The organism is Mesorhizobium sp. M0048, assembly GCF_040323405.1.
Lineage (GTDB): Bacteria > Pseudomonadota > Alphaproteobacteria > Rhizobiales > Rhizobiaceae > Mesorhizobium.
In genome coordinates this window covers 1-24,956 of record NZ_JAMYUV010000062.1, presented here as the reverse complement: position 1 = coordinate 24,956, position 24,956 = coordinate 1, and the positions used below count along the sequence as shown (strand labels likewise).

General features: G+C 63.8%; 30 protein-coding genes. 23 read left to right on the top strand and 7 right to left on the bottom strand.

The window, feature by feature from the left end; all coding sequences use genetic code 11:
* The first annotated feature begins 146 nt into the window (after positions 1-146).
* From NKJ84_RS29535 to NKJ84_RS29515, 5 genes are read left to right on the top strand one after another with little or no spacing between them, the layout of a single operon-like run.
* Positions 147-989 (top strand): urease accessory protein UreD, encoded by an 843-nt coding sequence (locus tag NKJ84_RS29535; protein WP_502896244.1) that lies wholly within the window; start codon positions 147-149, stop codon positions 987-989.
* A 28-nt stretch (positions 990-1,017) separates the two neighbouring features.
* Positions 1,018-1,320: an urease subunit gamma gene (locus tag NKJ84_RS29530; RefSeq protein WP_023677011.1), complete on the top strand. Its 303-nt coding sequence runs from the start codon at positions 1,018-1,020 to the stop codon at positions 1,318-1,320.
* 19 nt (positions 1,321-1,339) lie between these two features.
* Complete coding sequence (locus NKJ84_RS29525; protein ID WP_254815822.1) at positions 1,340-1,597, top strand: DUF1272 domain-containing protein; 258 nt, start codon at positions 1,340-1,342, stop codon at positions 1,595-1,597.
* A gap of 35 nt (positions 1,598-1,632) precedes the next feature.
* Positions 1,633-2,226 (top strand): HupE/UreJ family protein, encoded by a 594-nt coding sequence (locus NKJ84_RS29520; RefSeq protein WP_352477099.1) that lies wholly within the window; start codon positions 1,633-1,635, stop codon positions 2,224-2,226.
* A gap of 7 nt (positions 2,227-2,233) precedes the next feature.
* Entirely contained in the window at positions 2,234-2,539 is a 306-nt protein-coding gene (locus tag NKJ84_RS29515) for an urease subunit beta (RefSeq protein WP_352476983.1), read from the top strand.
* Between the two features lie 26 nt (positions 2,540-2,565).
* Here the strand turns inward: NKJ84_RS29515 and NKJ84_RS29510 are convergent, their stop codons facing one another.
* Complete coding sequence (locus tag NKJ84_RS29510; RefSeq protein ID WP_352476984.1) at positions 2,566-3,060, bottom strand: hypothetical protein; 495 nt, start codon at positions 3,058-3,060, stop codon at positions 2,566-2,568.
* Between the two features lie 126 nt (positions 3,061-3,186).
* Positions 3,187-3,570: a hypothetical protein gene (locus tag NKJ84_RS29505; RefSeq protein ID WP_023677006.1), complete on the bottom strand. Its 384-nt coding sequence runs from the start codon at positions 3,568-3,570 to the stop codon at positions 3,187-3,189.
* Positions 3,571-3,749: 179 nt separating this feature from the next.
* Here NKJ84_RS29505 and ureC point away from each other — a divergent pair, with 179 nt between their 5' ends.
* The 7 genes from ureC to NKJ84_RS29470 all read left to right on the top strand — a co-directional run bounded on the left by ureC (position 3,750) and on the right by NKJ84_RS29470 (position 9,350).
* Entirely contained in the window at positions 3,750-5,462 is a 1,713-nt protein-coding gene (gene ureC, locus NKJ84_RS29500; protein WP_502901896.1) for an urease subunit alpha, read from the top strand.
* Positions 5,463-5,509: 47 nt separating this feature from the next.
* Positions 5,510-6,103 carry a hypothetical protein gene (locus NKJ84_RS29495; protein ID WP_352509365.1) on the top strand — a complete coding sequence of 198 codons (594 nt, stop codon included), beginning with the start codon at positions 5,510-5,512 and terminating at the stop codon, positions 6,101-6,103.
* A gap of 56 nt (positions 6,104-6,159) precedes the next feature.
* On the top strand, positions 6,160-6,744 hold the full coding sequence (locus tag NKJ84_RS29490) for an urease accessory protein UreE (protein ID WP_352509364.1): 585 nt from the start codon (positions 6,160-6,162) through the stop codon (positions 6,742-6,744).
* The gene (locus NKJ84_RS29485; protein WP_352509363.1) at positions 6,737-7,426 is read left to right on the top strand and encodes an urease accessory protein UreF; all 690 of its coding nucleotides are present in this window, start codon (positions 6,737-6,739) and stop codon (positions 7,424-7,426) included. The genes NKJ84_RS29490 and NKJ84_RS29485 overlap by 8 nt, the downstream gene beginning before the upstream one ends.
* Complete coding sequence (locus NKJ84_RS29480) at positions 7,423-7,863, top strand: DUF3995 domain-containing protein (RefSeq protein ID WP_352509361.1); 441 nt, start codon at positions 7,423-7,425, stop codon at positions 7,861-7,863. Before NKJ84_RS29485 ends, NKJ84_RS29480 begins: the two co-directional genes overlap by 4 nt.
* Entirely contained in the window at positions 7,860-8,501 is a 642-nt protein-coding gene (ureG, locus tag NKJ84_RS29475; RefSeq protein WP_254815829.1) for an urease accessory protein UreG, read from the top strand. Before NKJ84_RS29480 ends, ureG begins: the two co-directional genes overlap by 4 nt.
* Positions 8,502-8,582: 81 nt before the next feature.
* Positions 8,583-9,350, top strand: a complete 768-nt coding sequence (locus NKJ84_RS29470; RefSeq protein ID WP_254815830.1) for a class II aldolase and adducin N-terminal domain-containing protein — start codon at positions 8,583-8,585, stop codon at positions 9,348-9,350.
* A gap of 22 nt (positions 9,351-9,372) precedes the next feature.
* On the opposite strand, the gene NKJ84_RS29465 is transcribed toward NKJ84_RS29470, so the two are convergent.
* Positions 9,373-10,005, bottom strand: a complete 633-nt coding sequence (locus tag NKJ84_RS29465) for an HAD family hydrolase (protein ID WP_352509360.1) — start codon at positions 10,003-10,005, stop codon at positions 9,373-9,375.
* Between the two features lie 361 nt (positions 10,006-10,366).
* Between NKJ84_RS29465 and NKJ84_RS29460 the strand changes: the two genes are divergently transcribed.
* Positions 10,367-11,326 carry a sugar-binding transcriptional regulator gene (locus NKJ84_RS29460; protein ID WP_023722533.1) on the top strand — a complete coding sequence of 320 codons (960 nt, stop codon included), beginning with the start codon at positions 10,367-10,369 and terminating at the stop codon, positions 11,324-11,326.
* Between the two features lie 75 nt (positions 11,327-11,401).
* Here the strand turns inward: NKJ84_RS29460 and NKJ84_RS29455 are convergent, their stop codons facing one another.
* Complete coding sequence (locus NKJ84_RS29455; protein ID WP_254815832.1) at positions 11,402-11,587, bottom strand: hypothetical protein; 186 nt, start codon at positions 11,585-11,587, stop codon at positions 11,402-11,404.
* A gap of 110 nt (positions 11,588-11,697) precedes the next feature.
* On the opposite strand from NKJ84_RS29455, the gene gcvA reads away from it, so the two are divergent.
* The 9 genes from gcvA to NKJ84_RS29410 all read left to right on the top strand — a co-directional run bounded on the left by gcvA (position 11,698) and on the right by NKJ84_RS29410 (position 21,612).
* The gene (gene gcvA / locus NKJ84_RS29450) at positions 11,698-12,609 is read left to right on the top strand and encodes a transcriptional regulator GcvA (protein WP_352509359.1); all 912 of its coding nucleotides are present in this window, start codon (positions 11,698-11,700) and stop codon (positions 12,607-12,609) included.
* Between the two features lie 214 nt (positions 12,610-12,823).
* The gene (locus NKJ84_RS29445) at positions 12,824-14,134 is read left to right on the top strand and encodes an ABC transporter substrate-binding protein (RefSeq protein ID WP_254815834.1); all 1,311 of its coding nucleotides are present in this window, start codon (positions 12,824-12,826) and stop codon (positions 14,132-14,134) included.
* Between the two features lie 114 nt (positions 14,135-14,248).
* Positions 14,249-15,121: a carbohydrate ABC transporter permease gene (locus NKJ84_RS29440; protein ID WP_352509358.1), complete on the top strand. Its 873-nt coding sequence runs from the start codon at positions 14,249-14,251 to the stop codon at positions 15,119-15,121.
* Positions 15,122-15,132: 11 nt separating this feature from the next.
* Positions 15,133-15,957 (top strand): carbohydrate ABC transporter permease, encoded by an 825-nt coding sequence (locus NKJ84_RS29435; RefSeq protein ID WP_352509356.1) that lies wholly within the window; start codon positions 15,133-15,135, stop codon positions 15,955-15,957.
* A gap of 52 nt (positions 15,958-16,009) precedes the next feature.
* On the top strand, positions 16,010-17,014 hold the full coding sequence (locus NKJ84_RS29430; RefSeq protein ID WP_352509355.1) for an ABC transporter ATP-binding protein: 1,005 nt from the start codon (positions 16,010-16,012) through the stop codon (positions 17,012-17,014).
* Positions 17,011-17,781 (top strand): L-iditol 2-dehydrogenase, encoded by a 771-nt coding sequence (locus NKJ84_RS29425; protein ID WP_352509354.1) that lies wholly within the window; start codon positions 17,011-17,013, stop codon positions 17,779-17,781. The genes NKJ84_RS29430 and NKJ84_RS29425 overlap by 4 nt, the downstream gene beginning before the upstream one ends.
* Before the next feature lie 70 nt (positions 17,782-17,851).
* Positions 17,852-19,330, top strand: coding sequence for a mannitol dehydrogenase family protein (locus tag NKJ84_RS29420; protein ID WP_352509353.1), 1,479 nt, complete (start codon positions 17,852-17,854; stop codon positions 19,328-19,330).
* Positions 19,331-19,345: 15 nt separating this feature from the next.
* Positions 19,346-20,029, top strand: coding sequence for an HAD family hydrolase (locus NKJ84_RS29415; RefSeq protein ID WP_254815839.1), 684 nt, complete (start codon positions 19,346-19,348; stop codon positions 20,027-20,029).
* Positions 20,026-21,612 (top strand): FGGY-family carbohydrate kinase, encoded by a 1,587-nt coding sequence (locus NKJ84_RS29410; RefSeq protein ID WP_352509352.1) that lies wholly within the window; start codon positions 20,026-20,028, stop codon positions 21,610-21,612. Before NKJ84_RS29415 ends, NKJ84_RS29410 begins: the two co-directional genes overlap by 4 nt.
* 19 nt (positions 21,613-21,631) lie before the next feature.
* On the opposite strand, the gene NKJ84_RS29405 is transcribed toward NKJ84_RS29410, so the two are convergent.
* Positions 21,632-22,213 (bottom strand): histidine phosphatase family protein, encoded by a 582-nt coding sequence (locus NKJ84_RS29405; RefSeq protein ID WP_352509374.1) that lies wholly within the window; start codon positions 22,211-22,213, stop codon positions 21,632-21,634.
* A 232-nt stretch (positions 22,214-22,445) separates the two neighbouring features.
* Here NKJ84_RS29405 and NKJ84_RS29400 point away from each other — a divergent pair, with 232 nt between their 5' ends.
* Positions 22,446-23,849, top strand: a complete 1,404-nt coding sequence (locus NKJ84_RS29400) for an MATE family efflux transporter (RefSeq protein WP_352509351.1) — start codon at positions 22,446-22,448, stop codon at positions 23,847-23,849.
* 17 nt (positions 23,850-23,866) lie between these two features.
* Here NKJ84_RS29400 and NKJ84_RS29395 read toward each other — a convergent pair whose 3' ends face one another.
* Positions 23,867-24,514: an amino acid ABC transporter permease gene (locus tag NKJ84_RS29395; protein ID WP_352509350.1), complete on the bottom strand. Its 648-nt coding sequence runs from the start codon at positions 24,512-24,514 to the stop codon at positions 23,867-23,869.
* Positions 24,511-24,956: ABC transporter permease subunit (locus NKJ84_RS29390; RefSeq protein ID WP_352509349.1), on the bottom strand; the 446-nt coding region annotated here is incomplete at its 5' end. The genes NKJ84_RS29390 and NKJ84_RS29395, both read right to left, overlap by 4 nt.

Sequence of the window (24,956 nt, the reverse complement as noted above, 5' to 3'; positions counted from 1 at the left end):
GTCCTCGATTACGTCGTCATCGTCGCCTTTTACCCCCGCCAGGCGCCGGTGACCGTACCAAGGTGGCTCCCTCTATAGAAACCGAAACGCTGTCAAGCAACAAGCTATATATCGACAAAGCCGCCGCAGTGCTTAACGTTGGTGTCGTGGACACGATCGCATATAGCTTGACCTCAGTGCCGCCGGCCCAGCGCGTTGCCGGCGTTGCACGGCTTGGCTGCGACTGGAACGGAGGCCGCACGCGTCTTCGGCGCCTGTACCAGGACGGCTCGGCCAAGATCCGCATGCCGGCAGTCTCGGCCGGTCCGCTCGAAGCCGTCCTGATCAACACTGCCGGCGGGCTGACCGGTGGCGACCGTCTCGCCTGGGAGGTCGATGTCGGTGCCGGCGCGTCCGCAACGATAACGACGCAGGCCTGCGAGAAAATCTACCGCGCCGCATCCGACCGCGCCGAAGTGCGGGTGCAGCTGAGCGCCGGCGAAGGCGGCCGCATTGCCTGGCTGCCGCAGGAAACCATCGTCTTCGACCGCTCGGCCTTTGCCCGCACGCTTGACGTGGAGCTTGCCGCCGGAGCCGATGCGCTGATCCTGGAAGCTACCGTCTTCGGCCGCCTGGCCATGGGTGAACGGGCTTCGCAAGGCCAATTCCATGACCGCTGGCGCGTCCGCCAGGACGGGGCGCTGATTCACGCCGAGGAGTTTCGCATCGGCCCCGACATTGCCGCCACCTTGAATCGTCCGGCGGTTGCCGGCGGCGGCATCGCGGTGGCGACGCTGCTGATGGTGTCGCCGCGGGCAGAAGCTTTGCTCGAGCCGGCCCGGGCCATGGTCGGCGGCCAGGGCGGCGTCAGTTTCTGGAGCGTGCGGAAATCTGGCAAGCTTCTTGCTCGGCTGTTCGCCGAGGACGGCTACCAGCTCCGCAAGCGGCTGGTGCCGCTTGTCGAATTGCTCAACGGACGGGCGGGCCTGCCCAAATTATGGTCACTCTGATTTCGATTGTGCCACTGCAGGAAAACGCATGAATCTGACGCCGAGGGAGAAAGACAAGCTGCTGATCGCCATGGCGGCGATCGTGGCCCGCAAGCGGCTCGAACGCGGCGTCAAGCTCAACCATCCGGAAGCGATCGCGCTGATAACCGATTTCGTCGTCGAGGGTGCCCGCGACGGCCGCGCCGTCGCCGAGCTGATGGAGGCCGGCGCCCACGTCGTCACCCGGGCCCAGGTGATGGAAGGCATTGCCGAAATGATCCACGATGTGCAGGTCGAGGCGACGTTTCCAGACGGCACCAAGCTGGTGACCGTGCACGAGCCGATCAGATAAAACCGCCAAGGAGAGGAAAATGCTTCAGCTGCGTCCGAACTGCGAATGCTGCGACAAGGATCTGCCGCCCGATGCGACGGACGCGGTGATCTGCACCTTCGAATGCACCTTCTGCGCCGACTGCGCACAAAACGTGCTCGGCGGCGCCTGCCCGAATTGCGGCGGCAACTTCTCGGCCCGCCCGATCCGTCCGGCAGCGCTGCTGACGAAATATCCGGCCTCGACCAAGCGCGTCCTCAAGGCAGAAGGCTGCGGTCCGGCCCGCAAGGCGGCGTGAGAGGCATGATGATCTCGAAGATGGAAGCTACGCCGATGATCCCCGCTACGATGAAATGCACGACGCTGTCGGCGGCCCTGCTGCTGGCGGCAGCTATGCCGGCCTATGCCCATGTCGGCGTCGGCACGGTTTCGTCCTTCACCGCCGGCTTCTCCCACCCGCTCTCCGGCCTCGATCATATGACGGTGATGATTGTCGTCGGCCTATGGGCGGCGCTCAGGGGCGGCAAGGCGATCTGGGCATGGCCGCTGGCTTTCGTCGGCGTCATGCTGGCCGGCGGCGCGCTTGGCATGCTGCATGTGCCGATGCCTTTCGTCGAGCCGGCCATATTGGCGTCCGTCGTGGCACTCGGGCTGCTGGTTGCGCTCGCCGTCGATCTTCCCGTCTCGGCCGGCGTCGCCGTCATCGGCCTGTTTGCGCTGTTCCATGGCTACGCCCACGGCACCGAGGTGCCTGAAAATGCCGCTGGGCTTGGCTATACCGCAGGCTTTGCCGTTGCCACCGCGTTGCTCCATGCCGTCGGCATCACGGCTGGTCTCGGCCTCGGCTGGCGCTTCAGTGGGCTTGCCCGCGCCGCTGGCGCCGCCTGTGCCGCGATTGGCGCCGGCCTCGCCTTCGGCATCCTGTGAGGCAGTGATGATCCCCGGCGAAATCATCACGGCAAGCGGCGAGATCGAACTGAACAAGGGACTGCCGACGGTCACCATGAAGGTGGCCAACAGCGGCGACCGGCCGATCCAGGTCGGCAGCCACTATCATTTCTTCGAGACCAATGAAGGGCTGAGATTCGATCGCGACAAGGCGCGGGGCATGCGCCTCGACATCGCCGCCGGCACCGCGATGCGCTTCGAGCCCGGCCAGGAGCGCGATGTTACGCTAGTGCCGTTCGGCGGCAAGCGCGAGGTCTACGGATTTCAGCAGAAGATCATGGGCAAGCTGTGAGATCGAAGGCGTCGAGCAGTTTCGGCTCAGCCGGGCGGCTTGGCCGCCGCATAGATGACGACCTTTCCCGAATCGTCGAATTCAACCGCCAGAACGTCCTCGGTCTGCACTCGCCGCGAGTCGATAGCGTTGAACAGCAATGCGTTCGCCTCGATCTCCTTGCGCAGCTCGGCAATGTCGTCCCGATGTTGCCTGACCTTGCTTTCGATCGCCGGCGGCGGGCCGCCTTCGGTGCGCGCGGCGTCGGTAAGAAACACGATATCGACTTTGTCGAGCTTGGATGTCTTTCGCACGGCAGCGATGTTCTCACGCGTGCGGTCGATCGCCGAGCTGACCTTGCCGGCTTCCGCATTTGTCTTGGTCTCCTCCTGGCCGACCTCCGAGCCGACGATCCGGTTGACGGTCTCGGCGCTGTCGAGGCTCTGCGCGTTCAGCGCGGCGTGCGGAATGCTGGCGGCCAGAAACGCGGTCGCGGCAATGCCATGCAGCCATCTGGTGTCGGAGAAGGTGGTGATCGCCATCGCTCGTTCTCAGGGTCCTTTTCGAGGCTTGTGTCAGGGCGACAGGACCGAAACGAAACGTCCCCCGTGAAGGTTCCCTTTGCGAGGCGGCGGGCTGACCGGGCGCCGGCCCGCCGCCTTGTCTCGTCAGCTCGCTTTCTTGGTGATCAGCGTCAGCGCGCCATTGGTGCTCATGCTGGCGGCGATCACCTGCGCCGAGGTGAGCCCCTTGGCTTCGAGTGCGGACTTGACCTGCGGTGTCGCGTCGATCGAGCCGCGCAGTTTCTGCAGATCGGCGTCGCTGCGCTTGGCGATCACCTCGTTGACCTTGGCTTGAGTGTCCGCCGGCAGATCCTTGATGTCGACGACGTTGATCGCCTGGATGGTGGGCGCCTGTGGCTGCGCTCCGGGCGCGGCAGGAGCAGGCGCGGCCGGCGCCGGACTGGGCTGCTGCGCAGGCTGTTGCTGGGCGCTGGCGGCGGTTGCGAGCACCAGCGTGGCGGCGGCTGCCAGAAGGGTCGTTTTGCGCATGGATGTTCCTTTCCATCGATTGGCAAATGGTCGTTTTGGGGTGACCCGGCCACCTCAAACGCCAAATGGGATCGGAAAGTGTCGCTCAGCGGGTCATTGCGTGATCATAGGATGGCAGCAATGTGGGGCCCGCCTTCGACAAGCGGTATTTTCGGGCTGTATTTCGGGAGCAATTGCTGATGGCTAAAATCACCCGCGCCGCCTATGCGCAGATGTACGGCCCGACCGTTGGCGACAAAGTCCGGCTCGCCGACACCGAGCTGTTCATCGAGGTCGAAAAGGATCTCACCGTTCACGGCGAGGAGGTGAAATTCGGCGGCGGCAAGGTCATCCGCGACGGCATGGGCCAGAGCCAGGTTTCACGCGCGCAAGGCGCGGTCGACACCGTCATCACCAATGCGCTGGTCGTCGATGCCACCGCCGGTATCGTCAAGGCCGACATCGGCTTGAGGGACGGCCGCATCGTCGCGATCGGCAAGGCCGGCAATCCGGATACCCAAGGCGGCGTCACCATCATCATCGGTCCCGGCACCGAGATCATCGCCGGCGAAGGCAAGATCCTGACCGCCGGCGGCTTCGACGCGCATATCCACTTCATCTGCCCGCAGCAGATCGAGGAAGCGCTGATGTCGGGCATCACCACCATGCTCGGCGGCGGCACCGGCCCGGCGCACGGCACGCTGGCGACCACGTGCACGCCGGGGCCGTGGCATCTGGCGCGCATGATCCAGTCTTTCGACGCCTTCCCGATGAATATCGGGCTATCGGGCAAGGGCAACGCGTCGCTACCTGCCGCGCTCGAGGAGATGGTGCTCGCCGGCGCCTGCTCGCTGAAGCTGCATGAGGACTGGGGCACGACACCGGCTGCAATCGACTGCTGCCTGTCGGTCGCCGACGATTACGACGTGCAGGTGATGATCCACACCGACACGCTGAACGAGTCCGGCTTCGTCGAAAACACGGTCGCGGCGATCAAGGGCCGCACCATCCATGCCTTCCACACCGAAGGCGCCGGCGGCGGCCACGCGCCTGACATCATCAAGGTCTGCGGTCTGCCCAACGTCATTCCGTCCTCGACCAATCCGACGCGTCCCTACACGGTCAACACGCTGGCCGAGCACCTCGACATGCTGATGGTCTGTCACCATCTGTCGCCGTCGATCCCCGAAGACATCGCCTTTGCCGAAAGCCGCATCCGCAAGGAAACCATCGCCGCCGAAGACATTCTTCACGACATCGGCGCCTTCTCGATCATCTCGTCGGACAGCCAGGCCATGGGCCGCGTCGGCGAAGTGGCGATCCGCACCTGGCAGACCGCCGACAAGATGAAGCGCCAGCGTGGTTCGCTGCCGCAGGAGACCGGCGACAACGACAATTTCCGCGTCCGCCGCTACATCGCCAAATACACCATCAATCCGGCCATCGCGCATGGCCTGTCGAAGGACATCGGCTCGGTGGCGGTCGGAAAACGCGCCGACCTTGTGCTGTGGAACCCGGCCTTCTTCGGCGTCAAGCCGGACATGGTGCTGATCGGCGGCATGATCGCCGCCGCCCCGATGGGCGATCCCAACGCCTCGATCCCGACGCCGCAGCCGATGCACTATCGGCCGATGTTCGGCGCCTACGGCAAGGCGATGACCAATTCGTCGGTGACCTTCGTTTCGAAGGCCGGGCTCGACGCCGGCCTGCGCGGCAGGCTCGGCGTCGACAAGCAGATGGTGGCCGTCGAGAACACCCGCGGCGGCATCGGCAAGCATTCGATGGTGCTCAACGACGCCACGCCGCATGTCGAGGTCGACCCGGAGACCTATGAGGTCCGCGCCGACGGTGAATTGCTCACCTGCGAGCCGGCAACGGTGCTGCCGATGGCGCAACGCTACTTCCTGTTCTGAACCCTAGGCGTTAGAACGACCGATGTAGAACATGCCGCGCCAGGCCTATGGACCAGCAACTCCCCTACGCCCACGACATCTTCCCGCATATCCGCATTGTCCTGGGCATGGTGATCGGCCTTGGCGTCACCCGCCTGCTGTCGGGGCTCGCCCGCATCGTCCAGCATCCCGGCCAGTACCGGCTCTATCCCGTGCACCTCGCCTGGGTTGCGTCGGTGCTTTTGATGCTGGTGCATTTCTGGTGGTGGGAGTTCGGCCTCTTCCAGATCGAGAATTGGACCTTCGGCAAATACCTGTTCATCATCTTCTACGCCGTCACGCTGTTCCTGCTCTGCGCGCTGCTGTTTCCGGACTCGATGCTGGACTACACTAGCTATGAGGATTTCTTTTATTCGCGCCGGGCCTGGTTCTTCGGCCTGCTGGCGGCGACCTATCTGCTCGACGTGGTCGACACGCTGCTGAAAGGGCCGGCGCATTTCGCCCATTTCGGCGTCGAATATCTGATCCGCACGCCGGTTTTCGTCGCGCTTTGCGTCATTGCGGTCCTGCTGCGCGACCGCCGCTTTCACATCGCCTTTGTCGCCGGCGCGCTCGTCTATCAGGTATCGTTTATCCTGCGGCTCTTCGACACGATTGTTTGAGCGCCATTGGGGCGGCGGACGCGATAGGCTAGGCTTTTGGGAGAGGCAGTTTTTACATGAAGCTCGATATTCGCACCGACTTCACCAAATTCCCGCGCGCAGTCGCCGTCCTGGCCGCAGGCGAAGCCGGAACCACCACGCCATACGACCGGGCGGTGCTTGCCCATGACGAGCGGCATCTGCGCCGTCGTGCCATCGAAACGGCCGGTAGCGACAAGGTGCTGGTCGACCTGCCCGAACCGGTGACGTTGAACCATGGTGACCGGCTGGTGCTGGAGGATGGCCGCCACATCGAGATCATCGCGGCCGAAGAGCCGCTCTACGATATCAGGGGCAGCGACCCGATCCATCTCGCCGAGCTCGCCTGGCACATCGGCAACCGCCATCTCGCCGCCGCCATCGAGGCTAACCGCATCCTCATCCTGCGCGACCATGTCATCAAGGCGATGCTGGAGGGATTGGGCGCCATTGTGAGCGACGTCTCCGAACCGTTCAAGCCGGTGCGCGGCGCCTATTCCGCGCATGGCGGGCACGGCCATGCCCATGCCGAGGCACATGCGCACAGCCACGCCGAAGCGCATTCCCATAGCCATAGCGATTCGCATTCCCACAGCCATTCGCACGACCATGACCATGACTGACCGGCCTTCCAGCGTTGCCCAGCCTTCCAACATTGCTTTGTTGCGGCTGATGGCGTGGCTGTCGCCTTCCTTCCCGGTCGGCGGCTTTTCCTACAGCCATGGCCTGGAACAGGCCGTGCATGCCGGGCTGGTTGCCGACAGCAAAGATCTCGCCGCGTGGCTGGAAACGCTCGTCGAGATGGGTTCGGGCTGGAATGATGCGGTGCTGTTTGCCCAAAGCTGGCGCAGGGCGCGCGAAACCGGCGATCTCGATCAAATCGTCACCCTTGCCGAAGCTCTGGCAGGCTCGCGCGAGCGTCATGCCGAGACGATGCTGCAGGGCGCCGCTTTCCTGAAAGCAGCCTCCGCCTGGCCGTGCCAGGTGCTGGATCGCCTGCCGACCGAATGTGCCTATTGCGTTGCCGTCGGCGCTGTTGCCGGCGATCACGGCATTTCGCTGCGGGACGCCCTGGCCGCCTTCCTGCAGGCCTTCTTCTCAAACCTCGTTCAGGCCGCGATCCGGCTCGGCGTCGTCGGCCAGACCGGCGCCACCGCGCTGCTCGCCGGCTTCGAGCCACTAGCCTTGGCGACCGCAGCCCGCGCTGCCGGCTCGACCCTCGATGATCTCGGCGGCTGCGCTTTTATCTCCGACATCACGGCGATGAAGCACGAGACCCAGTATTCGCGACTGTTCCGCTCATGATCGTCCTCGCTTTCGCCCTCTCGCTCGTCCTGCTGCTGATCACCGCGTTGCATGTCTATTGGGGCATTGGCGGCATCTGGCCGGGCAGGGATGTCGCCTCCTGCGCCCGCGCCGTCATTGGCTTTCATGGCGTCGACGAAATGCCGGCACCCTTCGCCAGCTTCGCCGTTGCCGCCTGCCTTGGCCTGGCGACACTGTGGCCGATGGCGCTCGAGGGCATCTTTGCTACGCCCTTTCCCAAGGCCGGGCTTGCCGCCACGTCGCTGCTCATCGCGCTGGTTTTCCTGGCGCGCGGCATTGCCGGCTTCACGCCGTGGTGGCGCCGGCTAACGCCCGAACAGCCTTTCGCGCGGCTCGATCTGCGTTATTATTCGCCGCTGTGCCTGCTGATCGGGCTTGGGTTCGCCATTCTTGCCGTCACGGAGTTCCCCGCATGATATCGCCCAATGGTCCTCTTCGCATCGGCATTGGCGGCCCGGTCGGCTCGGGCAAGACGACGCTTACCGAAAAGCTCTGCAAGGCACTGCGTGACGAGTTTTCGATTGCCGTCGTCACCAACGACATCTACACCAAGGAAGACGCCATGATGCTGGCCAGGTTGCAGGCCCTGCCCGAGGATCGCATCGTCGGCGTCGAGACCGGCGGCTGTCCGCACACCGCCATCCGCGAGGACGCCTCGATCAATCTGCAGGCGATCGCCGAGATGACCAGAAAATTCCCCGATCTCGACATCGTCTTCATCGAATCGGGCGGCGACAATCTCGCCGCCACCTTCTCGCCGGACCTTGCCGACCTGACGCTCTATGTCATCTCGGTTTGCCAGGGCGAGGAGATCCCGAGGAAGGGCGGACCGGCGATCACCCGGTCCGATTTCCTGGTCATCAACAAGAGCGACCTTGCGCCCTATGTGAACGTCAATCTCGACATCATGGAACGCGACGCTGCCCGCATGCGCGGCAAGCGGCCGTTCGGCTTCACCGACCTGTCGCGCGGCAAGGGGCTGCAGGAGGTGATCGATTTCATCGTCGAGCATGGCGGGCTTCGGGTCGGCGCGGCCACCAGCACGGCGGCATAACGGCGCTCGCCTGTACCAAACGAAACCGGTTGCGCGTGTTCCAGCCGCGCGGCATCCTTGCTTCTTTCACGGAGGTTTACGATGAGCATCACGCGCCTGCAGAAGGAAGTGCTGACCAACCTGCCGTTCTATGAGGAGCGCGTCGACCTCGCTTGCGCCTTCCGCTGGACGGCGCGGCTCAACATGCACGAGGCGGTGGCCAATCATTTCTCACTGGCCGTCAACGACGATGGTTCGCAATTCCTGATGAATCCCAACCAGGTGCATTTCTCGCGCATCAAGGCGAGCGATCTGCTTCTGATCGACGCCAACGATCCCGGCACGCTCTCCGGCCCGAATGCGCCCGATCCGACGGCGTGGGGCCTGCATGGTGCCATTCATCGCAATGTGCGTCATGCGCGCTGCGTCATGCATGTCCACTCGATCCACGCCACCGTGCTTGCCTCGCTCGCCGACTCGACGCTTCCGCCGGTCGACCAGAACTCGGCAATCTTCTTCAACCGCCATGTCGTCGACGCTCATTATGGCGGGCTGGCCTTCGAGGAAGAGGGCGAGCGCTGCTCGCAGCTTCTTGTCGACCCGAAGGTCAAGGTGATGGTGATGGGCAACCATGGCGTGCTGGTCATCGGCGACAGCGTCGCCGACACCTTCAACCGCATGTTCTATTTCGAGCGCGCCGCCGAAACCTATATCAAGGCGCTGTGGACCGGGCGGCCGCTGCGGGTACTGTCGGATGAGATCGCCGAAAAGGCGGCAAGGGAACAGGAAGACTATCCCGGCCAGGCCGAACGCCACCTTTCCGAACTGAAGGCGATCCTCGACGAGCAGGAGCCTGCCTACCGGAGTTGAGCGCGGTCCCGCCGGGCCTGGCTTAAAGCCCGAGTTCGGCTCGCAATTCGTCGGCGCTGTTGATGATTATCGCCCCCGGCGGCCCCTCCATGGGCGCCTCTGGCCAGAAGATCGTCTTCATTCCCGCTGCCAGCCCCGCCGTGGCGCCGGTCACGCTGTCGTCGACCGCCACGGCCTCGGTGGGATCGACGTCGGCCAGCCAGGCGGCGCGCAGGAAAGGTTCGGCATGCGGCTTGCCTTCACGCACGTCGTTCCGGCTGACCGTCTTCATGCCGGGATAGACGAGGCCGACGGCGCGCAGATTGGCATCGACGATCAGCCTGTCCGAGTTGGAGACCACCGCTTGCGGTACGCCAAGCGCGCGCAGCTCGTTGAAGATCTCGATCGCGCCTCTGCGCGGCGTCAGCGTTTGGGCCATCGGCAGATAGTGATCGTATTTGCGCACGATCCAGTCGTCGAAAGGCAGGTCGAGGCCGAACTCGTCGCGCAGCATTTCGTAGACTGGCCATGCGGCGATGCCGAGCACGCGCTCATGCAGGTCGGCCGGCGGTACGATGCCGACACTGTGCAGCGCCGCGATCAGCGCCGCTTCGTGCAGCGGCTCGCTGTCGACCAGCGTGCCGTCCATATCCCAGAAAACCGCTTTCGGCGTCATGCAAGGCTCCATTCTCAAAAATCCCTTAAAGCGTTTGGCGCAGGAGATAAACCGCGGCGTCCCGCTAATGCATGTCGCGCAACAGTGTGCAGCGGTTTTGCGATACGGACATGCATAGAAAGCAAGAGTCTAAAGCGCATCGCATAAGCCCGATTGAACGCGACGCGCTTTGGACCGAGATTGTGCGACCTCCACAGCCTTGCTGTTGCGACGAGACTGGGTCGACCCGCCACTTCGCTCCAAATACCCAAGTCTCAGCCCTAAGCAATTGCTCTTGCAATAGGCAATTGCGCGCAAGTTCATTCCCTGCGAAACTACGGCGCTCCGCCTCTTATGCCCGGCGGGGTTGGGAGGCAGGAACTTGAATTCGCGGCAGGATAGCGGCGGCAACAGGCTGGACGATGCGGCGCGCGCCGGCTGGCTCTATTACGTTGCCGGCAACACCCAGGACCAGATCGCCGCCACGCTTGGCATCTCCCGGCAGACGGCGCAGCGGCTGGTGTCGCTCGCAGTCTCCGAAGGATTGATCAAGGTGCGCGTCGACCATCCGATCGCCAATTGCCTCGACCTTGCGGCACGGCTGAAATCGCGCTTTGCGCTTGATCTGGTCGAGGTGGTGCCCAGCGACCCTTCTTCTTCCTCTACCGTCATCGGCGTCGCCGAGGCGGCGGCGGCCGAGATCGAACGGCGGCTGCGGTCGCCGACGCCGATCGTCATGGCGATCGGCACCGGCCGCACGCTGAAGGCCGCGATCGAGCAACTGCCGCCGATGGAATGCCCGCAGCACAAGGTGGTATCGCTGACCGGCAACATCTCGCCGGACGGCTCGGCCGCCTTCTACAACGTCATCTTCACCATGGCCGACAGGGTCAAGGCGCGCTCGTTTCCGATGCCTTTGCCGGTCATCGCCTCCTCGCCGGAGGAGCGCGAGATGCTGCTGAGCCAGCCGATGATCCAGCCGACGCTGGCGCTTGCGGCCGAGGCCGACGTCACCTTTGTCGGCATAGGCGATCTCGGCCCGAAGGCGCCGCTTTACGAGGACGGCTTCATTTCGGAGGGTGAATTAAAGGCGTTGCAGAAGGCCGGCGGCGTCGCCGAGATCGTCGGCTGGGTGTTCGATCGTGACGGCCGTATGATCGAGGGTATTACCAATGATCGGGTGTCGTCGGCACCGCTGCCGTCGCGCGAAAAGTCGCTGGTGATCGCGCTTGCCATGGGCGACCGCAAGCTGCCGGGCATCTTCGCCGCCGTCAACCGGCGGCTGGTCAACGGCCTGATCACCGATGAGCGGACCGCCGCCGCCTTGCTAGCGGGCGCATGATCTCCGAGCCGCTGGCGGTCGGAAACGATCATGTGAAATCGAAACGCATCTGAATCCCCGATAAAACGAGCGTCACTACTGGTGCCGGCCGCATGGATCGTTGCCGTCGAGAAAGCCCATGTCGCGCTGCAGATGCGGCGGCAGCTCCCGGACGTCGAGATAGGCCCGTTTCCGCGCCGCGTGCCTTGCCAATCCTCGCGCCAACCGTGAAAACCAGCCATGGGCTGGAGCAAGAAGCAGCTTTTCCTGTATTGTGGTCATGATCGTCAGCCTTCGCTATCTCTAGGCGTAATTGATCTTCAATACGGAATATCGGTAGGCCCGGCCGGTGCCGCCAATCAAACGTCGATCACTGCCCATAAGGAGGGCTTATGCCGGAGCTCAGTTCACGACAGCTGGTTTCGCAGCTTCCTCCGCTTCAGGCGATCCGGGTATTCGAAGCGGTGGCGCGGCATCTCTCGTTCACCAAGGCCGCCCAGGAGCTTGGCATGACGCAGGCGGCGGCAAGCTATCAGATCAAGCTTCTGGAGGAGCGCATCGGTGCGCCGTTGTTCCTGCGCCAGCCAAAACAGATCGTGCTGACCGAACCCGGCCAACGCCTAGCGCCCGCGGTCAGCGAAGCATTCGCGCTGTTGAGCGGCGCCTATGCCGCCGCGCGCACCGGCGCCGACGGCGTGCTTTGCGTTTCGACGCTGCTGACCTTTGCCTCCAATTGGCTGGCTCAGCATCTCGGTTCGTTCCAGGTAGCGCATCCGTCGCTGGCGGTGCGCGTCGATACTTCGAACAGGGTTGTCGACTTTGCCAGAGAGGATATCGACATCGCCATCCGCTCCGGCGGCGGCAACTGGCCGGGCGTCGAGACCCATATGCTTTTCAGGGCCGATTTCACGCCGGTCCTTAGTCCAAAGCTCGCGGCAAGCATCGGCGGCGTCAAGGAGCCGGCCGACCTGCTGCGGCTGCCGATCCTCGACCCGGGCGACATCTGGTGGCGGGACTGGTTTGCCGCCGCCGGCCTGCCGGTCGAGGAACTGGCCAAGCGCCCCGGCACCAGCATGGGCGCGCAGGCCTATGAGGCCAATGCCGCGATTGCCGGCCACGGCGTGGCGATCGTCACCAAGGCGCTGTTCAAGGCCGAACTTGCCGACGGCCGCCTGATCCAGCCCTTTGAGCTGGTCGGTGACGACGGCCACGCCTATTGGCTGGTCTATCCGACGGCGCGGCGCAACGTGCCGAAGATCCGCGCCTTCCGCGATTGGATCCTGAGCGAGATCGCTTGCCAATAGGCTGAATCCCAGCAAGCCCGACAGCAAAGCTCCGGGCCCAATCAGCCCGGCTGAAATTCTTCGTCAGACATGCCGCAAACGTCCCGGCTTGTCGCCGCACGAGACCCGGCGTGCTGCGCTGCAGCAACGATTCCGTCTTGACATAATTCATCGCAAGTGAGTAATTGCCCACAGCCAAGGCAAATGCTCATCTTGGTTTATGGGAGGAATTTTGATGAAACTTCGCACGTTCACCCTAGGCCTGTTCTCGGCCAGCGCCCTCGCTTTCGCCGCGCATGCCGAATCCATCACCATCGCCACGGTCAACAATGGCGACATGGTCCGCATGCAGAAGCTGACCGACGACTTCACCGCCAAAAATCCCGACATTCAGCTGCAGTGGGTCACGCTCGAGGAAAACGTCCTGCGCGAGCGCGTCACCACCGACATCGCCACCAAGGGTGGCCAGTACGACGTGATGACCATCGGCACCTATGAGGTGCCGATCTGGGCCAAGCAGAACTGGCTTTTGCCGCTCGACAAGCTCGGTGACGATTATGACGTCAAGGACATCATCCCGGCCATAGCCGGCGGCCTGTCGGTCGACGGCAAGCTCTACGCAGCGCCGTTTTACGGCGAAAGCTCCTTCGTCATGTACCGCAAGGACCTGATGGACAAGGCCGGGCTCAAAATGCCCGATGCACCGACCTGGGACTTCATCAAGCAGGCCGCCGACAAGATGACCGACCGCGCCAACGGCGTGAACGGCGTCTGCCTGCGCGGCAAGGCCGGCTGGGGCGAGAACATGGCCTTCCTGACCGCCATGTCGAACTCCTTCGGCGCGCGCTGGTTCGACGAGAACTGGAAGCCGCAATTCGACCAGCCCGAATGGAAGAACACGCTGCAGTTCTATGTCGACCTGATGAAGGCCGACGGCCCCGAGGGCGCGTCGTCCAACGGCTTCAACGAAAACCTGGCGCTGTTCCAGCAGGGCAAATGCGGCATGTGGATCGACGCTACCGTCGCTGCGTCCTTCGTCTCCGACCCGAAGAACTCGACCGTCGCCGACAAGGTCGGCTATGCGCTGGCCCCGGACAATGGCCTCGGCAAGCGCGGCAATTGGCTGTGGGCCTGGTCGCTGGCCATCCCCGCCGGCACGCAGAAGGCCGACGCCGCTCAAAAGTTCGTTTCCTGGGCGACTTCGAAGCACTATCTCGAACTGGTCGCTTCAAAGGAAGGCTGGGCCAACGTTCCGCCCGGAACGCGCACCTCGCTCTACAACAACCCGGAGTACCAGAAGGCGGCGCCTTTCGCGAAAATGACGCTGGATTCCATCAACGCCGCCGATCCGACGCACCCGACCGTCAAGCCGGTGCCTTATGTCGGCGTCCAGTTCGTCGCCATTCCTGAGTTCCAGGGCCTTGGCACCACTGTCGGCCAGCTCTTCTCGGCGGCCCTTGCCGGCCAGACGAGCGTCGACGACGCCTTGAAGCAGGCACAGGACGCCGCCACCGCGACGATGACCGAGGGCGGGTACATCAAATAAGGCGCCTCCCGGTGCCGGTTGCCCATGGCAGCCGGCACGGGCCGCCCGAATCCCAGTTCGGGCGGCCAACTTTACGCCGCTGAAAAACTTGGCCGACCTCGAAGGGTGACCGTCATGGCTACTCAGCAGATCCGTTCGCTTGCCCGCTTCATGATGGCGCCATCCGTGGTGCTGCTGCTGGTTTGGATGATTGTGCCGCTGGCATTCACGCTGTGGTTCTCCTTCCAGCAGTACAACCCACTCAATCCGATGCGCGACGGCTTCGTCGGGTTTTCGAACTACGCGCTGTTCTATTCCAACCCGGCATTCCTGCAGTCGATCCTCAACACGCTCACCATCGTCGTCAGCGTGCTTTTGATCACGGTGATCGGCGGCATCCTGCTGGCCCTTCTGCTCGACCAGCCGATGTGGGGACAAGGCATCGTCCGCATCCTCGTCATCTCGCCGTTCTTCGTCATGCCTCCGGTGGCGGCGCTTGTCTGGAAGAACATGATCATGCATCCGCAATACGGCGTCTTCGCCGATATTGCGCGTTTCTTCGGCGGGCAGCCGATCGACTGGTTCGGGCAGCACCCGCTCCTGGCGATCATCATCATCGTCGCCTGGCAGTGGCTGCCGTTTGCGACGCTGATCCTCTTGACCGCGCTCCAATCGCTCGACGGCGAGCAGAAGGAAGCCGCCGAAATGGACGGCGCCGGCTTCATCAGCCGCTTCATCTATTTGACGCTGCCGCATATGTCGCGCGCCATAACCGTCGTCATCCTGATCCAGACGATCTTCCTGCTGTCGGTCTATGCCGAGATACTGGTCACCACCAATGGCGGCCCGGGTTATGCCTCCACCAACCTGCCCTTCCTCGTCTACCAGAAGGCATTGCTGGAGTTCAAAATCGGCCAGGCGTCCGCTGGCGGCATCATCGCCGTCATTCTCGCCAACATCGTCGCCTTCTTCGCCATGCGCGCCGTCGGCAAGAACCTGGACAAATAAGGGAGGATAAGATGGCACGTGCAGTCACCACCCAGCACAAGACGATTGCGACCGCGGCCGCCTGGATCGTCGCCCTGCTGATCTTCTTCCCGATCCTCTATACGATCATCACCTCGTTCAAGTCGGAGCAGGAGGCCATCCAGGGCTTCAACCTGTTCCCGTCGGGAACCATGGAGAGCTATTCCGAGGTCCAGGCGCAGAACGGCTATTTCAAATTCTTCCTCAACTCGGTGTTCCTCTCGGTCGGCTCGACCATCCTGGCTCTGCTCGTCGCCATACCGGCGGCATGGTCGATGGCGTTTTCGCCGGGCAAACGCACCAAGGACATCCTGATGTGGATGCTTTCCACCAAGATGATGCCGGCCGTCGCCGTGCTGTTTCCGATCTATCTGATCTTCCGCGACACCGGATTGCTCGACAGCCGCATCGGCCTGATGGTCATGCTGATGCTGATCAACCTGCCGATCGTGGTCTGGATGCTCTACACCTATTTTCGCGAGATCCCTGGCGAGATCCTGGAAGCGGCGCGCATGGACGGCGCATCGCTGTGGAACGAGATAATCTACGTGCTGACGCCGATGGCGGTGCCCGGCATCGCCTCGACCATGCTGCTCAACATCATTCTCGCCTGGAACGAGGCGTTCTGGACGATCCGGCTGACCACCACCGAGGCAGCGCCGCTTACCGCTTTCATCAGCTCCTTCTCCAGTCCGCAGGGGCTGTTCTGGGCCAAGCTTTCGGCCGCCTCGACGCTGGCGATCGCGCCGATCCTGATCATGGGCTGGTTCAGCCAGAAGCAGCTGGTCCGAGGCCTGACATTCGGTGCGGTAAAGTAGCGGGCATCGCCTGACGCAAAACGAAAAGGATAGCCCTTCGGGGGAGGAAACCATGGGAAACATCACGCTCAAGAACGTCTCCAAATCCTTCGGGGCGACGTCCATCATCCCCGGCCTCGATCTGGTCATCGAGGACGGAGAGTTCGTCGTCTTCGTCGGTCCGTCGGGCTGCGGCAAATCCACCCTGTTGCGTCTGATCGCCGGTCTGGAGGATACCAGCGGCGGCACCATCATCATCGATGGCCGCGACGTCACCGGCGAGGCGCCGGCCAAGCGTAAGCTGGCCATGGTGTTCCAGTCCTATGCGCTCTACCCGCACATGACGGTGGCCAAGAACATCGCCTTCCCGCTCAAGATGGCGGGCGAGGACCAGGCGACCATCGACAAGAAGGTGAAGGACGCCGCGCGGATCCTGAACCTCACCAACTACCTCGACCGCCGCCCCGGCCAGCTCTCCGGCGGCCAGCGGCAGCGTGTCGCCATCGGCCGCGCCATCGTCCGCCAGCCATCGGCCTTCCTGTTCGACGAACCGTTGTCCAATCTCGACGCGGCGCTGCGCGGCACCATGCGGCTGGAGATCAGTGAACTGCACCACCAGCTCCAGACCACCATGGTCTACGTCACCCACGACCAGATCGAGGCGATGACCATGGCCGACAAGATCGTCGTGCTCAATGCCGGCAATATCGAGCAGGTCGGCTCGCCGATGGAGCTCTACAAGACGCCGAAGAACCTGTTCGTCGCCGGCTTCATAGGTTCGCCGAAGATGAACCTGATCGAAGGCGCGCCGGCCGCCAAATATGGCGCCAAGACAGTCGGCATCCGCTCGGAGCATATGAACATTTCGAAGACGTCAGGCGACTGGAAGGCGACGGTCGGCGTTGCCGAGCATCTAGGCTCCGACACGTTTTTGCACGTCCAGGCGGATGGCGTCGGGCAGCTGACGGTGCGTGCCGACGGCGAATTGGCCGCCCATCACGGCGACACGATCTATCTGACGCCGGACAAGGCCAAGCTGCATCGTTTCGGCGCCGATGGGAAGGCGATGCTGCAATGAGGCTCCGGGGTAAATCGGCGCTGATCACCGGATCGGCGCGCGGCATCGGCAGGGCGTTTGCCGAAGCCTACATGCGGGAGGGGGCGACCGTCGCCATCGGCGACATCAATCTCGAGGCTGCCGAGAAGGCGGCTTCGGAAATCGGCCGCAATACCTACGCCGTGAAGCTGGACGTCACCGATCTCGCGTCGATCGATGCAGCCGTCAAGGCGGTCGAAACCAGGGCCGGCGGCCTCGATATCTTGATCAACAACGCCGCCCTGTTCGACCTGGCGCCGATCGTCGAGATCACCAAGACAAGCTACGACAAATTGTTTTCGGTCAACGTCGCCGGCACGCTGTTTACGTTGCAGGCCGCCGCCCGTTCTATGATTGCCCGCGGCAAGGGCGGCAAGATCATCAACATGGCAAGCCAGGCCGGGCGCCGCGGCGAGGCGCTGGTCGCCGTCTACTGCGCCACCAAGGCGGCGGTCATCTCGCTCACCCAGTCGGCAGGGCTCGACCTGATCAAACACGGCATCAATGTCAACGCGATAGCACCGGGGGTCGTCGACGGCGAGCACTGGGATCATGTCGATGCCTTGTTCGCCAAGTTCGAGAACCGGCCGAGGGGCGAGAAGAAGAGACTGGTCGGCGAAGCCGTACCTTATGGCCGCATGGGCACGGCGCAAGACCTCACCGGCATGGCGGTGTTCCTGGCCAGCGATGAGGCCGAATACATCGTCGCCCAGACCTACAATGTCGATGGCGGCCAGTGGATGAGTTGAGGGGGCGAAGGCGCTCTTCTCCCCGTCTCCTCCACGGGGGGAAGAGCCGTCCCGCTAAAGGGTAAAGCAGATGACCGTGAAACTCTCTTCTTCCATCCTAGCCAAGCTGCCGCCCAAGGTCGCCGGCCCGAAATACGATCGCGCCGCGCTTAAGGCCGGCATCGTGCATTTCGGCGTCGGCAATTTCCATCGCTCGCACCAGGCCGTCTACCTCGACGACCTGTTCAACTCGGGCGTTGGCCACGACTGGGCTATTGTCGGCGCCGGCGTCTTCGAGGGCGAAAAGGACGGCCGCGGCAAGCTGCAGGAGCAGGACTGGCTGACCACCGTGGTCGAGCAGGACAGCGGCCATATGAGCGCGCGCGTCACCGGCGTCATGATCGACTTCCTGGTGCCTGGCGACGCGATCGCAATCGTCGAGCGGCTTGCCGATCCGGCGATCAAAATCGTTTCCCTGACCATCACCGAGGGCGGCTATTTCATCGATCCGGCTTCTGGCGTCTTCAATCCGACACATCCCGACATCGTTGCCGACGCTGAGCCGGGGGCGACGCCGAAGACCGTCTTCGGCCTCATCCTCGCCGGGCTGCTACGCCGCCGCGCCGACGGTATCGTGCCCTTCACCGTCATGTCCTGCGACAACATCCCCCATAACGGCCATGTCACCTCAGATGGCGTCATCGGCCTTGCGCGGCTGATCGACGAGGGTTTGGCAAACTGGGTGAGCGAGAAGGTTGCCTTTCCCAATGGCATGGTCGATCGCATCACGCCGGCCACCACCGACCGCGAGCGCGGCATTCTCGCCAGCGAGTTCGGGCTCGACGACAATTGGCCGGTGTTTTGCGAACCGTTCAAGCAATGGGTGCTGGAGGACCGTTTCACCGACGGCCGCCCGCCGCTGGAAAAGGTCGGCGTGCAGTTCGTCAGCGACGTCGCGCCCTATGAGCTGATGAAGATCCGCATCCTCAATGGCGGCCATGCGACCATCGCCTATCCGGCCGGGCTGATGGACATCCATTTCGTCCATGAGGCGATGCAGGAGCCACTGGTACGCGGCTTCCTCGACAAGCTCGAGCATAATGAAATCATCCCGACCGTGCCGCCGGTTCCGGACACCGACCTCGAAGATTACTACCAGCTCATCGAGCACCGCTTCTCCAATCCGAAGATCGGCGACACCATACGCCGGCTTTGCCTCGACGGCTCCAACCGCCAGCCGAAATTCATCATTCCGACGATCGCCGACCGGCTGAAGGCTGGCAAAAGCGTCACCGGCCTGGCGCTGGAATCTGCGCTCTGGTGTCGCTACTGCTTCGGCACGACGGACTCTGGTGCCGTCACCGAGCCCAACGACCCGAACTGGGGCCGGTTGCAGGCGACTGCCAAGGCGGCCAGGGACATGCCTGGCGCCTGGCTTGCCATGGAGGACATCTATGGCGATGTCGGCCGCTCGCCGCCCTTCGCCGAAGCGTTCGCCCATGCGCTCAAATCGCTGTGGGCGGACGGCGCGCGCGCGACACTGACGCGCTATCTCGCCGGCGACCTCTGAAGCCGATCCAGCGCGATGACGCCTGAACTGGTCATTTTCGACTGTGACGGCGTGCTGGTGGACAGTGAGATGCTGTCCGTCTCGGCATTGCTGGAGATGATCGCGCTTGCCGGCGGCAACGTCAGCGAGGACATTGCCTACGAGCACTTCCTCGGCAAGAGCATGAAGAGCGTCCGCGAAATCCTCGCAAGCGACTTCGGGCTCGATCTCACCGACCAGCATCTGACCGAGATGCGCTCCGAACTGATGCGCAAGTTCCGTCAGGAGCTGAAACCGATGCCAGGCATCGCACAGGTCCTGCCGAAGCTCGGCGTGCCGTGCTGCGTCGCCTCCTCCGGCACGCTGGAGCGCATCCGCTATGCGCTCGAGGTTACGGGGCTGCTTGGGCTGCTGGAGCCGCATCTGTTCAGCGCTGCCATGGTGGCGCGGGGCAAACCGGCGCCCGATCTCTTTCTCCATGCAGCAGATAAAATGAGAGCGGCCCCGCGAAACTGCCTCGTCGTCGAGGACAGCCCGGCCGGCATCGAAGCGGCGCGGGCGGCCGGCATGCGCGTCCTTGCCTTCACCGGCGGCTCACACACCGGCAACCCGGCCTTGAAAGCGCGGCTTGCGTCGAGTGAGCCGGACTTTATATTCGCTGACATGCTGCAATTGCCCGATCTGATTGCAGGCCTGGGAGCGAGAGCAAGAACACCTTGACCAACAGTTTCGTTTGCGCGGTCGATGTCGGCACCGGAAGCGCCCGTGCCGGCATTCTCGACACCGGTGGCGCCTTGCTCGGCCGCGCCGAGCACCCGATCGCCATGCAACGGCCGAAGGCCGATCACGCCGAGCACGACTCGCAGGATATCTGGTCGGCGGTGTGCAGTGCCGTGCGCGCTGCCCGCGAAAAGGCGCGCGTGAAGGCTGAGGATATCGTCGGCATCTCTTTTGACGCCACCTGCTCGCTGGTGGTGCGGGGCCGGCATGGCGGTCAGCTCAGCGTGTCCGTTACTGGCGAAAGGCGCTGGGACACCATCGTCTGGCTCGACCATCGCGCAATTGCCGAGGCCGATGAATGCACCGAAAGCGGCCACGCCGTGCTCGACTATATCGGCGGCGTCATGTCGCCGGAAATGGAGACGCCGAAGCTGATGTGGCTGAAGCGCAACCTGCCCGGAACATGGAACGAAGCCGGCTACCTATTCGACCTCGCCGACTTCCTCACCTGGAAGGCGACCGGCTCGCTCGCCCGTTCGCAATGCACGCTGACCGCCAAATGGACCTATCTGGCCCATGAAGCGACCGGCTGGCGGCGCGACTTCTTCGAAGCGGTCGGGCTCGGCGACCTTTTCGAGCACGGCAATCTGCCGGAGAAGGCGAGCCCGGTCGGCGCAGACATCGGTCCGCTCAGCGCGCAAGCCGCGGCGGAGCTTGGCCTCACCGAAAAATGCCGGGTCGGCGCCGGCGTCATCGATGCCTATGCCGGCGCGCTCGGCGTGCTCGGCGGTTTCGCAGGTGACGCGACGAACATCGGCCGCCATCTGGCCCTGATTGCCGGTACGTCGAGTTGCGTCATGGCGATGTCGCCAGATCCGCAGCCTTTCGCCGGTGTCTGGGGCCCATATTATGGCGCAGCCCTTCCCGGTCTTTGGCTGTCGGAAGGCGGCCAGTCGGCCACCGGAGCGCTGCTCGATCACATCATCCGCTGGCATGGCGCCGGCGGCGAGCCGGATGCTGCCATGCATGCCAGGATCGCCCGCCACGTCGCCGAGCTGCGCGCCGCCGAGGGTGGCAACCTCGCCGCAAGGCTGCATGTATTGCCGGATTTCCATGGCAACCGCTCGCCGCTTGCCGACCCGCATGCCGTCGGCGTCATCAGCGGACTGACGCTGGATTCCTCCTTCGACAGCCTGTGCAAGCTTTACTGGCGCACCGCCGTCAGCATCGCGCTTGGCGTCCGCCATGTGCTGGAAGCGCTGAACGAGAACGGCTATCTGATCGACACGCTGCACGTCACCGGCGGCCACACTAAGAACCCGCTGTTGATGGAACTCTATGCCGACGCCACCGGCTGCACGGTGGTCGAGCCGCTGGCGGACGAGGCGGTTCTGCTCGGCACTGGCATGATTGCCGCCACCGCGGCCAGGCTTTTTCCCGATTTGAATGCCGCCTGCGTCGCCATGCAGCAAGGCGGCAGGACGCGAGAGCCCAATCCGGCTGCCGCCGGCCGGTTCGACCGCGACTACCGCGTGTTCCTCGAAATGCACAGGCAAAGGCGGGCGCTGGACGCGATCATATAGGTCGAACGGCTTTCACGCGCTATCGCTGGTTCCAGCGCCGAACAACCGGCTCGTCGAGATCATGCTCATAACCGAGCACGCTTATGCTGGCGGTATCCAGCACGAACAGCGCGCCCTCTTGCGGCGGCAGGCCGAGCCAGCGCGCAGCCAGCGCTCGCAGGAAATGCGAGCTTGAAAACACCAGGATGTTGCCGTTGGCCTGGCGCAGCTGGCTGACGATGCGGTCCGCCCTCGAGCCGACGTCCGCGGCTGATTCTCCCCTCGGGCAACCGTCGCGAAAGAGACGCCAGCCTGGACGTTCGGCAAGGATTTGCTTGGTGGTCAATCCCTCATAGGCACCATAATCCCACTCTGCCAGATCGTCCTTCTTTACGCCCGAAGAGCCGAAGCCGGCCAGCGCACAGGTGTTGAAGGCGCGCTGCGACGGGCTCGACCACACCGCCGAGAAGGACAGGCCCTTTAGCCGCTCAGTGACCCGCCTCGCAGCGTCCTCGCCGGCCGGCGTCAGCGGTATGTCGGTCCGGCCGGTATGCTTTCCGGACGCACTCCATTCCGTCTCGCCATGCCGAACCAGATAGATTTCGGGAAACGCGCTCATCAGGGTGCCTTTCAAATGAATCCACCGTGACCATAGCGGCTTCCATAGCCTCTCCAACAGCCTGCATTGAGCTGACTGGCTTAACCCTTCCGCAAGTCAGCCCCTTGCCACCGGTGCCTATTTCATAGACAAACCCGTCGTAATGCGGAATCCGGCCGATCGTGGCCGTTTCCGCGCTGAGACGCGGCTTCCGGCTCTTGCCGACGTGCCGCAATCGGATAGGCGGAAAACTGGAATGTCTGCGATCGAAGCCGACGCTCGCGCGCCGGAAAACCTTTGGCGTCGGGAAATCAGGGCGATGCTGGCGCTCGCCTGGCCGATGGTGCTGACCAATCTCGGCCAGACCGCGATGACCGCTACCGACGTCATGATGATGGGGCGGCTGGGGCCGGACACGCTGGCCAGCGGCGCGCTTGGCGCCAACCTCTATTTCATGCCGCTGATCTTTGGACTTGGCCTGATGCTGGCGACCTCGCCGATGATGGCGACCGAGCTCGGCCGTCGCCGCCACTCGGTGCGCGACCTGCGCCGCACCGTGCGCCAGGGTCTGTGGCTGGCGATCCTCATCTGCCTTCCGATCTGGGTCCTTCTCTGGCACGGCGAGGCCGTGTTGCTGGCCATGGGTCAGGAGCCTGCGCTGGCGCACCAGGCGGGTATCTATCTGCGCTGGCTCGAATGGGCAGTGCTGCCCTTTTTCGGCTACATCGTCCTGCGCTCGTTCATTTCGGCGCTGGAGCGGCCGGGCTGGGCACTGATCATCGTTTTCGTTGCCGTCGCCTGCAATGCCTTCTTCAACTGGCTGTTCATGTTCGGCAATCTCGGCATCCAATCGATGGGCATCGCCGGCTCCGGCCTTGCCACCACTTTGTCCAGCACGCTGATGTTCGCCGGCGTGGCGACGGCGGTGATGCTTGAGAAGAAATTCCGGCGCTATCGTCTGTTCGGACGCTTCTGGCGCGCCGATTGGCCGCGCTTCAAGGGCCTGCTGCGGCTCGGCCTGCCGATCGCCGGCCTGCTGGCGTTCGAGGTGACGATCTTCAACGCGGCCGCCTTTCTCATGGGCCTGATCGATGCGGCTTCGCTTGCCGCCCATGCGATCGCCATCCAGATCGCCTCGGTCACCTTCATGGTGCCGCTCGGCCTCAACCAGGCGGTGACGGTGCGCGTCGGGCTCGCCCACGGCGCCGGCAATCCGGAAGGTGTCAGCCGGGCTGGCTGGACTGCCTATGTCGTCGGTGTCTCCTTCATGGCGCTGATGGGGCTGGTGATGATCTTGTGGCCGCATTTCTTGATCGGCGCCTTCATCGATGTGGGCAATCCGGCTAATGCCGAGGTGGTGGCGCTTGCCGTGTCGTTCCTCGCTTTTGCCGCGCTGTTCCAGGTTTTTGACGGCGCGCAGGCGGTAGCCAGCGGCATGCTGCGCGGGCTGCACGACACCAAGGTGCCGATGATCTACGCCGCGATCGGCTATTGGGGCATCGGCCTGCCGCTCGGCGTGCTGCTCGCCTTCCGTTTCGGCTTCCATGGCGTCGGCATCTGGATCGGCCTGTCGTCGGGACTGGCGGTGGTTGCTGCACTCCTGCTGGGGCGCTGGCTGCGGCGGGACAGAATCGCGCCGCCGCTGGTATTCGGGCGTTGAATTGCTGGTCGCCCGGCTCAGCGGGCGGCCGCCCGCTGCTCGAGCGAACGTGCGTATTGCGTTAGCGGGAAGCACATGACGAAGAAGATCAGTGCTACCAGCCCATAGACTTTGAACGGTTCGAAGGTCGCATTGTTGATCGCGTTGGATGTCCTCACCAGCTCCTCGAAACCGATGATCGAGGTCAGCGCGGTCGACTTGATCAGCTGCACCAGGAAGCCGACGGTCGGCGCGCGGGTGATCGAAAACGCCTGCGGCAGGATGATCAGCCTGAGCTCCTGCAGGTAGTGCAGGCCGAGGCTGGCGCCGGCGTCCCACTGGCCGCGCGGCAGTGCATCGACGCCGCCGCGCCAGATCTCGGCGAGATAGGCGCTGGCAAAGAAGGTCAGGCCAAGCACCGCCGCGGTCCACGGCTCGATGCGCAGGCCCAGCATAGGCAGGCCGAAGAACATCAGGAACAGTTGCATCAGCAGCGGCGTGCCCTGGAAAAGCGCGATGTAGCCGGACGCAAAGCGGCGCGCCCATTTGTTCTTGGCGATCCGGAAGAACAGCACGACCATACCAACCACGGCCCCGCCGACAAAGGCGGCCAACGACAAGAGCACCGTCCAGCGCGCCGCCAGCAGCAGGTTGCGCAGAATGTCCCAGAAGGTGAATTCGATCATGACACACCGGCTCCAAGAAGCCGGCGCCCGCCGCCGACCAGCAGCCGGCGCAGCCCAATCGACAGGGCGAGATAGACCATCGTCACCACGAAATAGGTCTCGAAAGCCCGGAACGTGCGCGCCTGCAGCATGTCGGCCTCATAGGTCAGCTCGCGCACCGCGATCTGCGACACCACGGCGGATTCCAGCATCATGATGACGATCTGGCTGGTCAGCGCCGGATAGATCACCTTGAGCGCCTGCGGCAGCACGATCTTGATGAAGACCTGGCGTGGCCTGAGCCCAAGCGCCAGTGCCGCTTCCGTCTGCCCGGGCGGCACCGCGTCGAGCCCGGCGCCAACGATCTCGATCGTGTAGGGGGCCCAGTTTTGCGGGCTCGCCCACCAGGCCCCCCCCCCCGGAGCGAGCCAGGCCCCGCAGCTGGGGCGGCCGCAGAAAATGA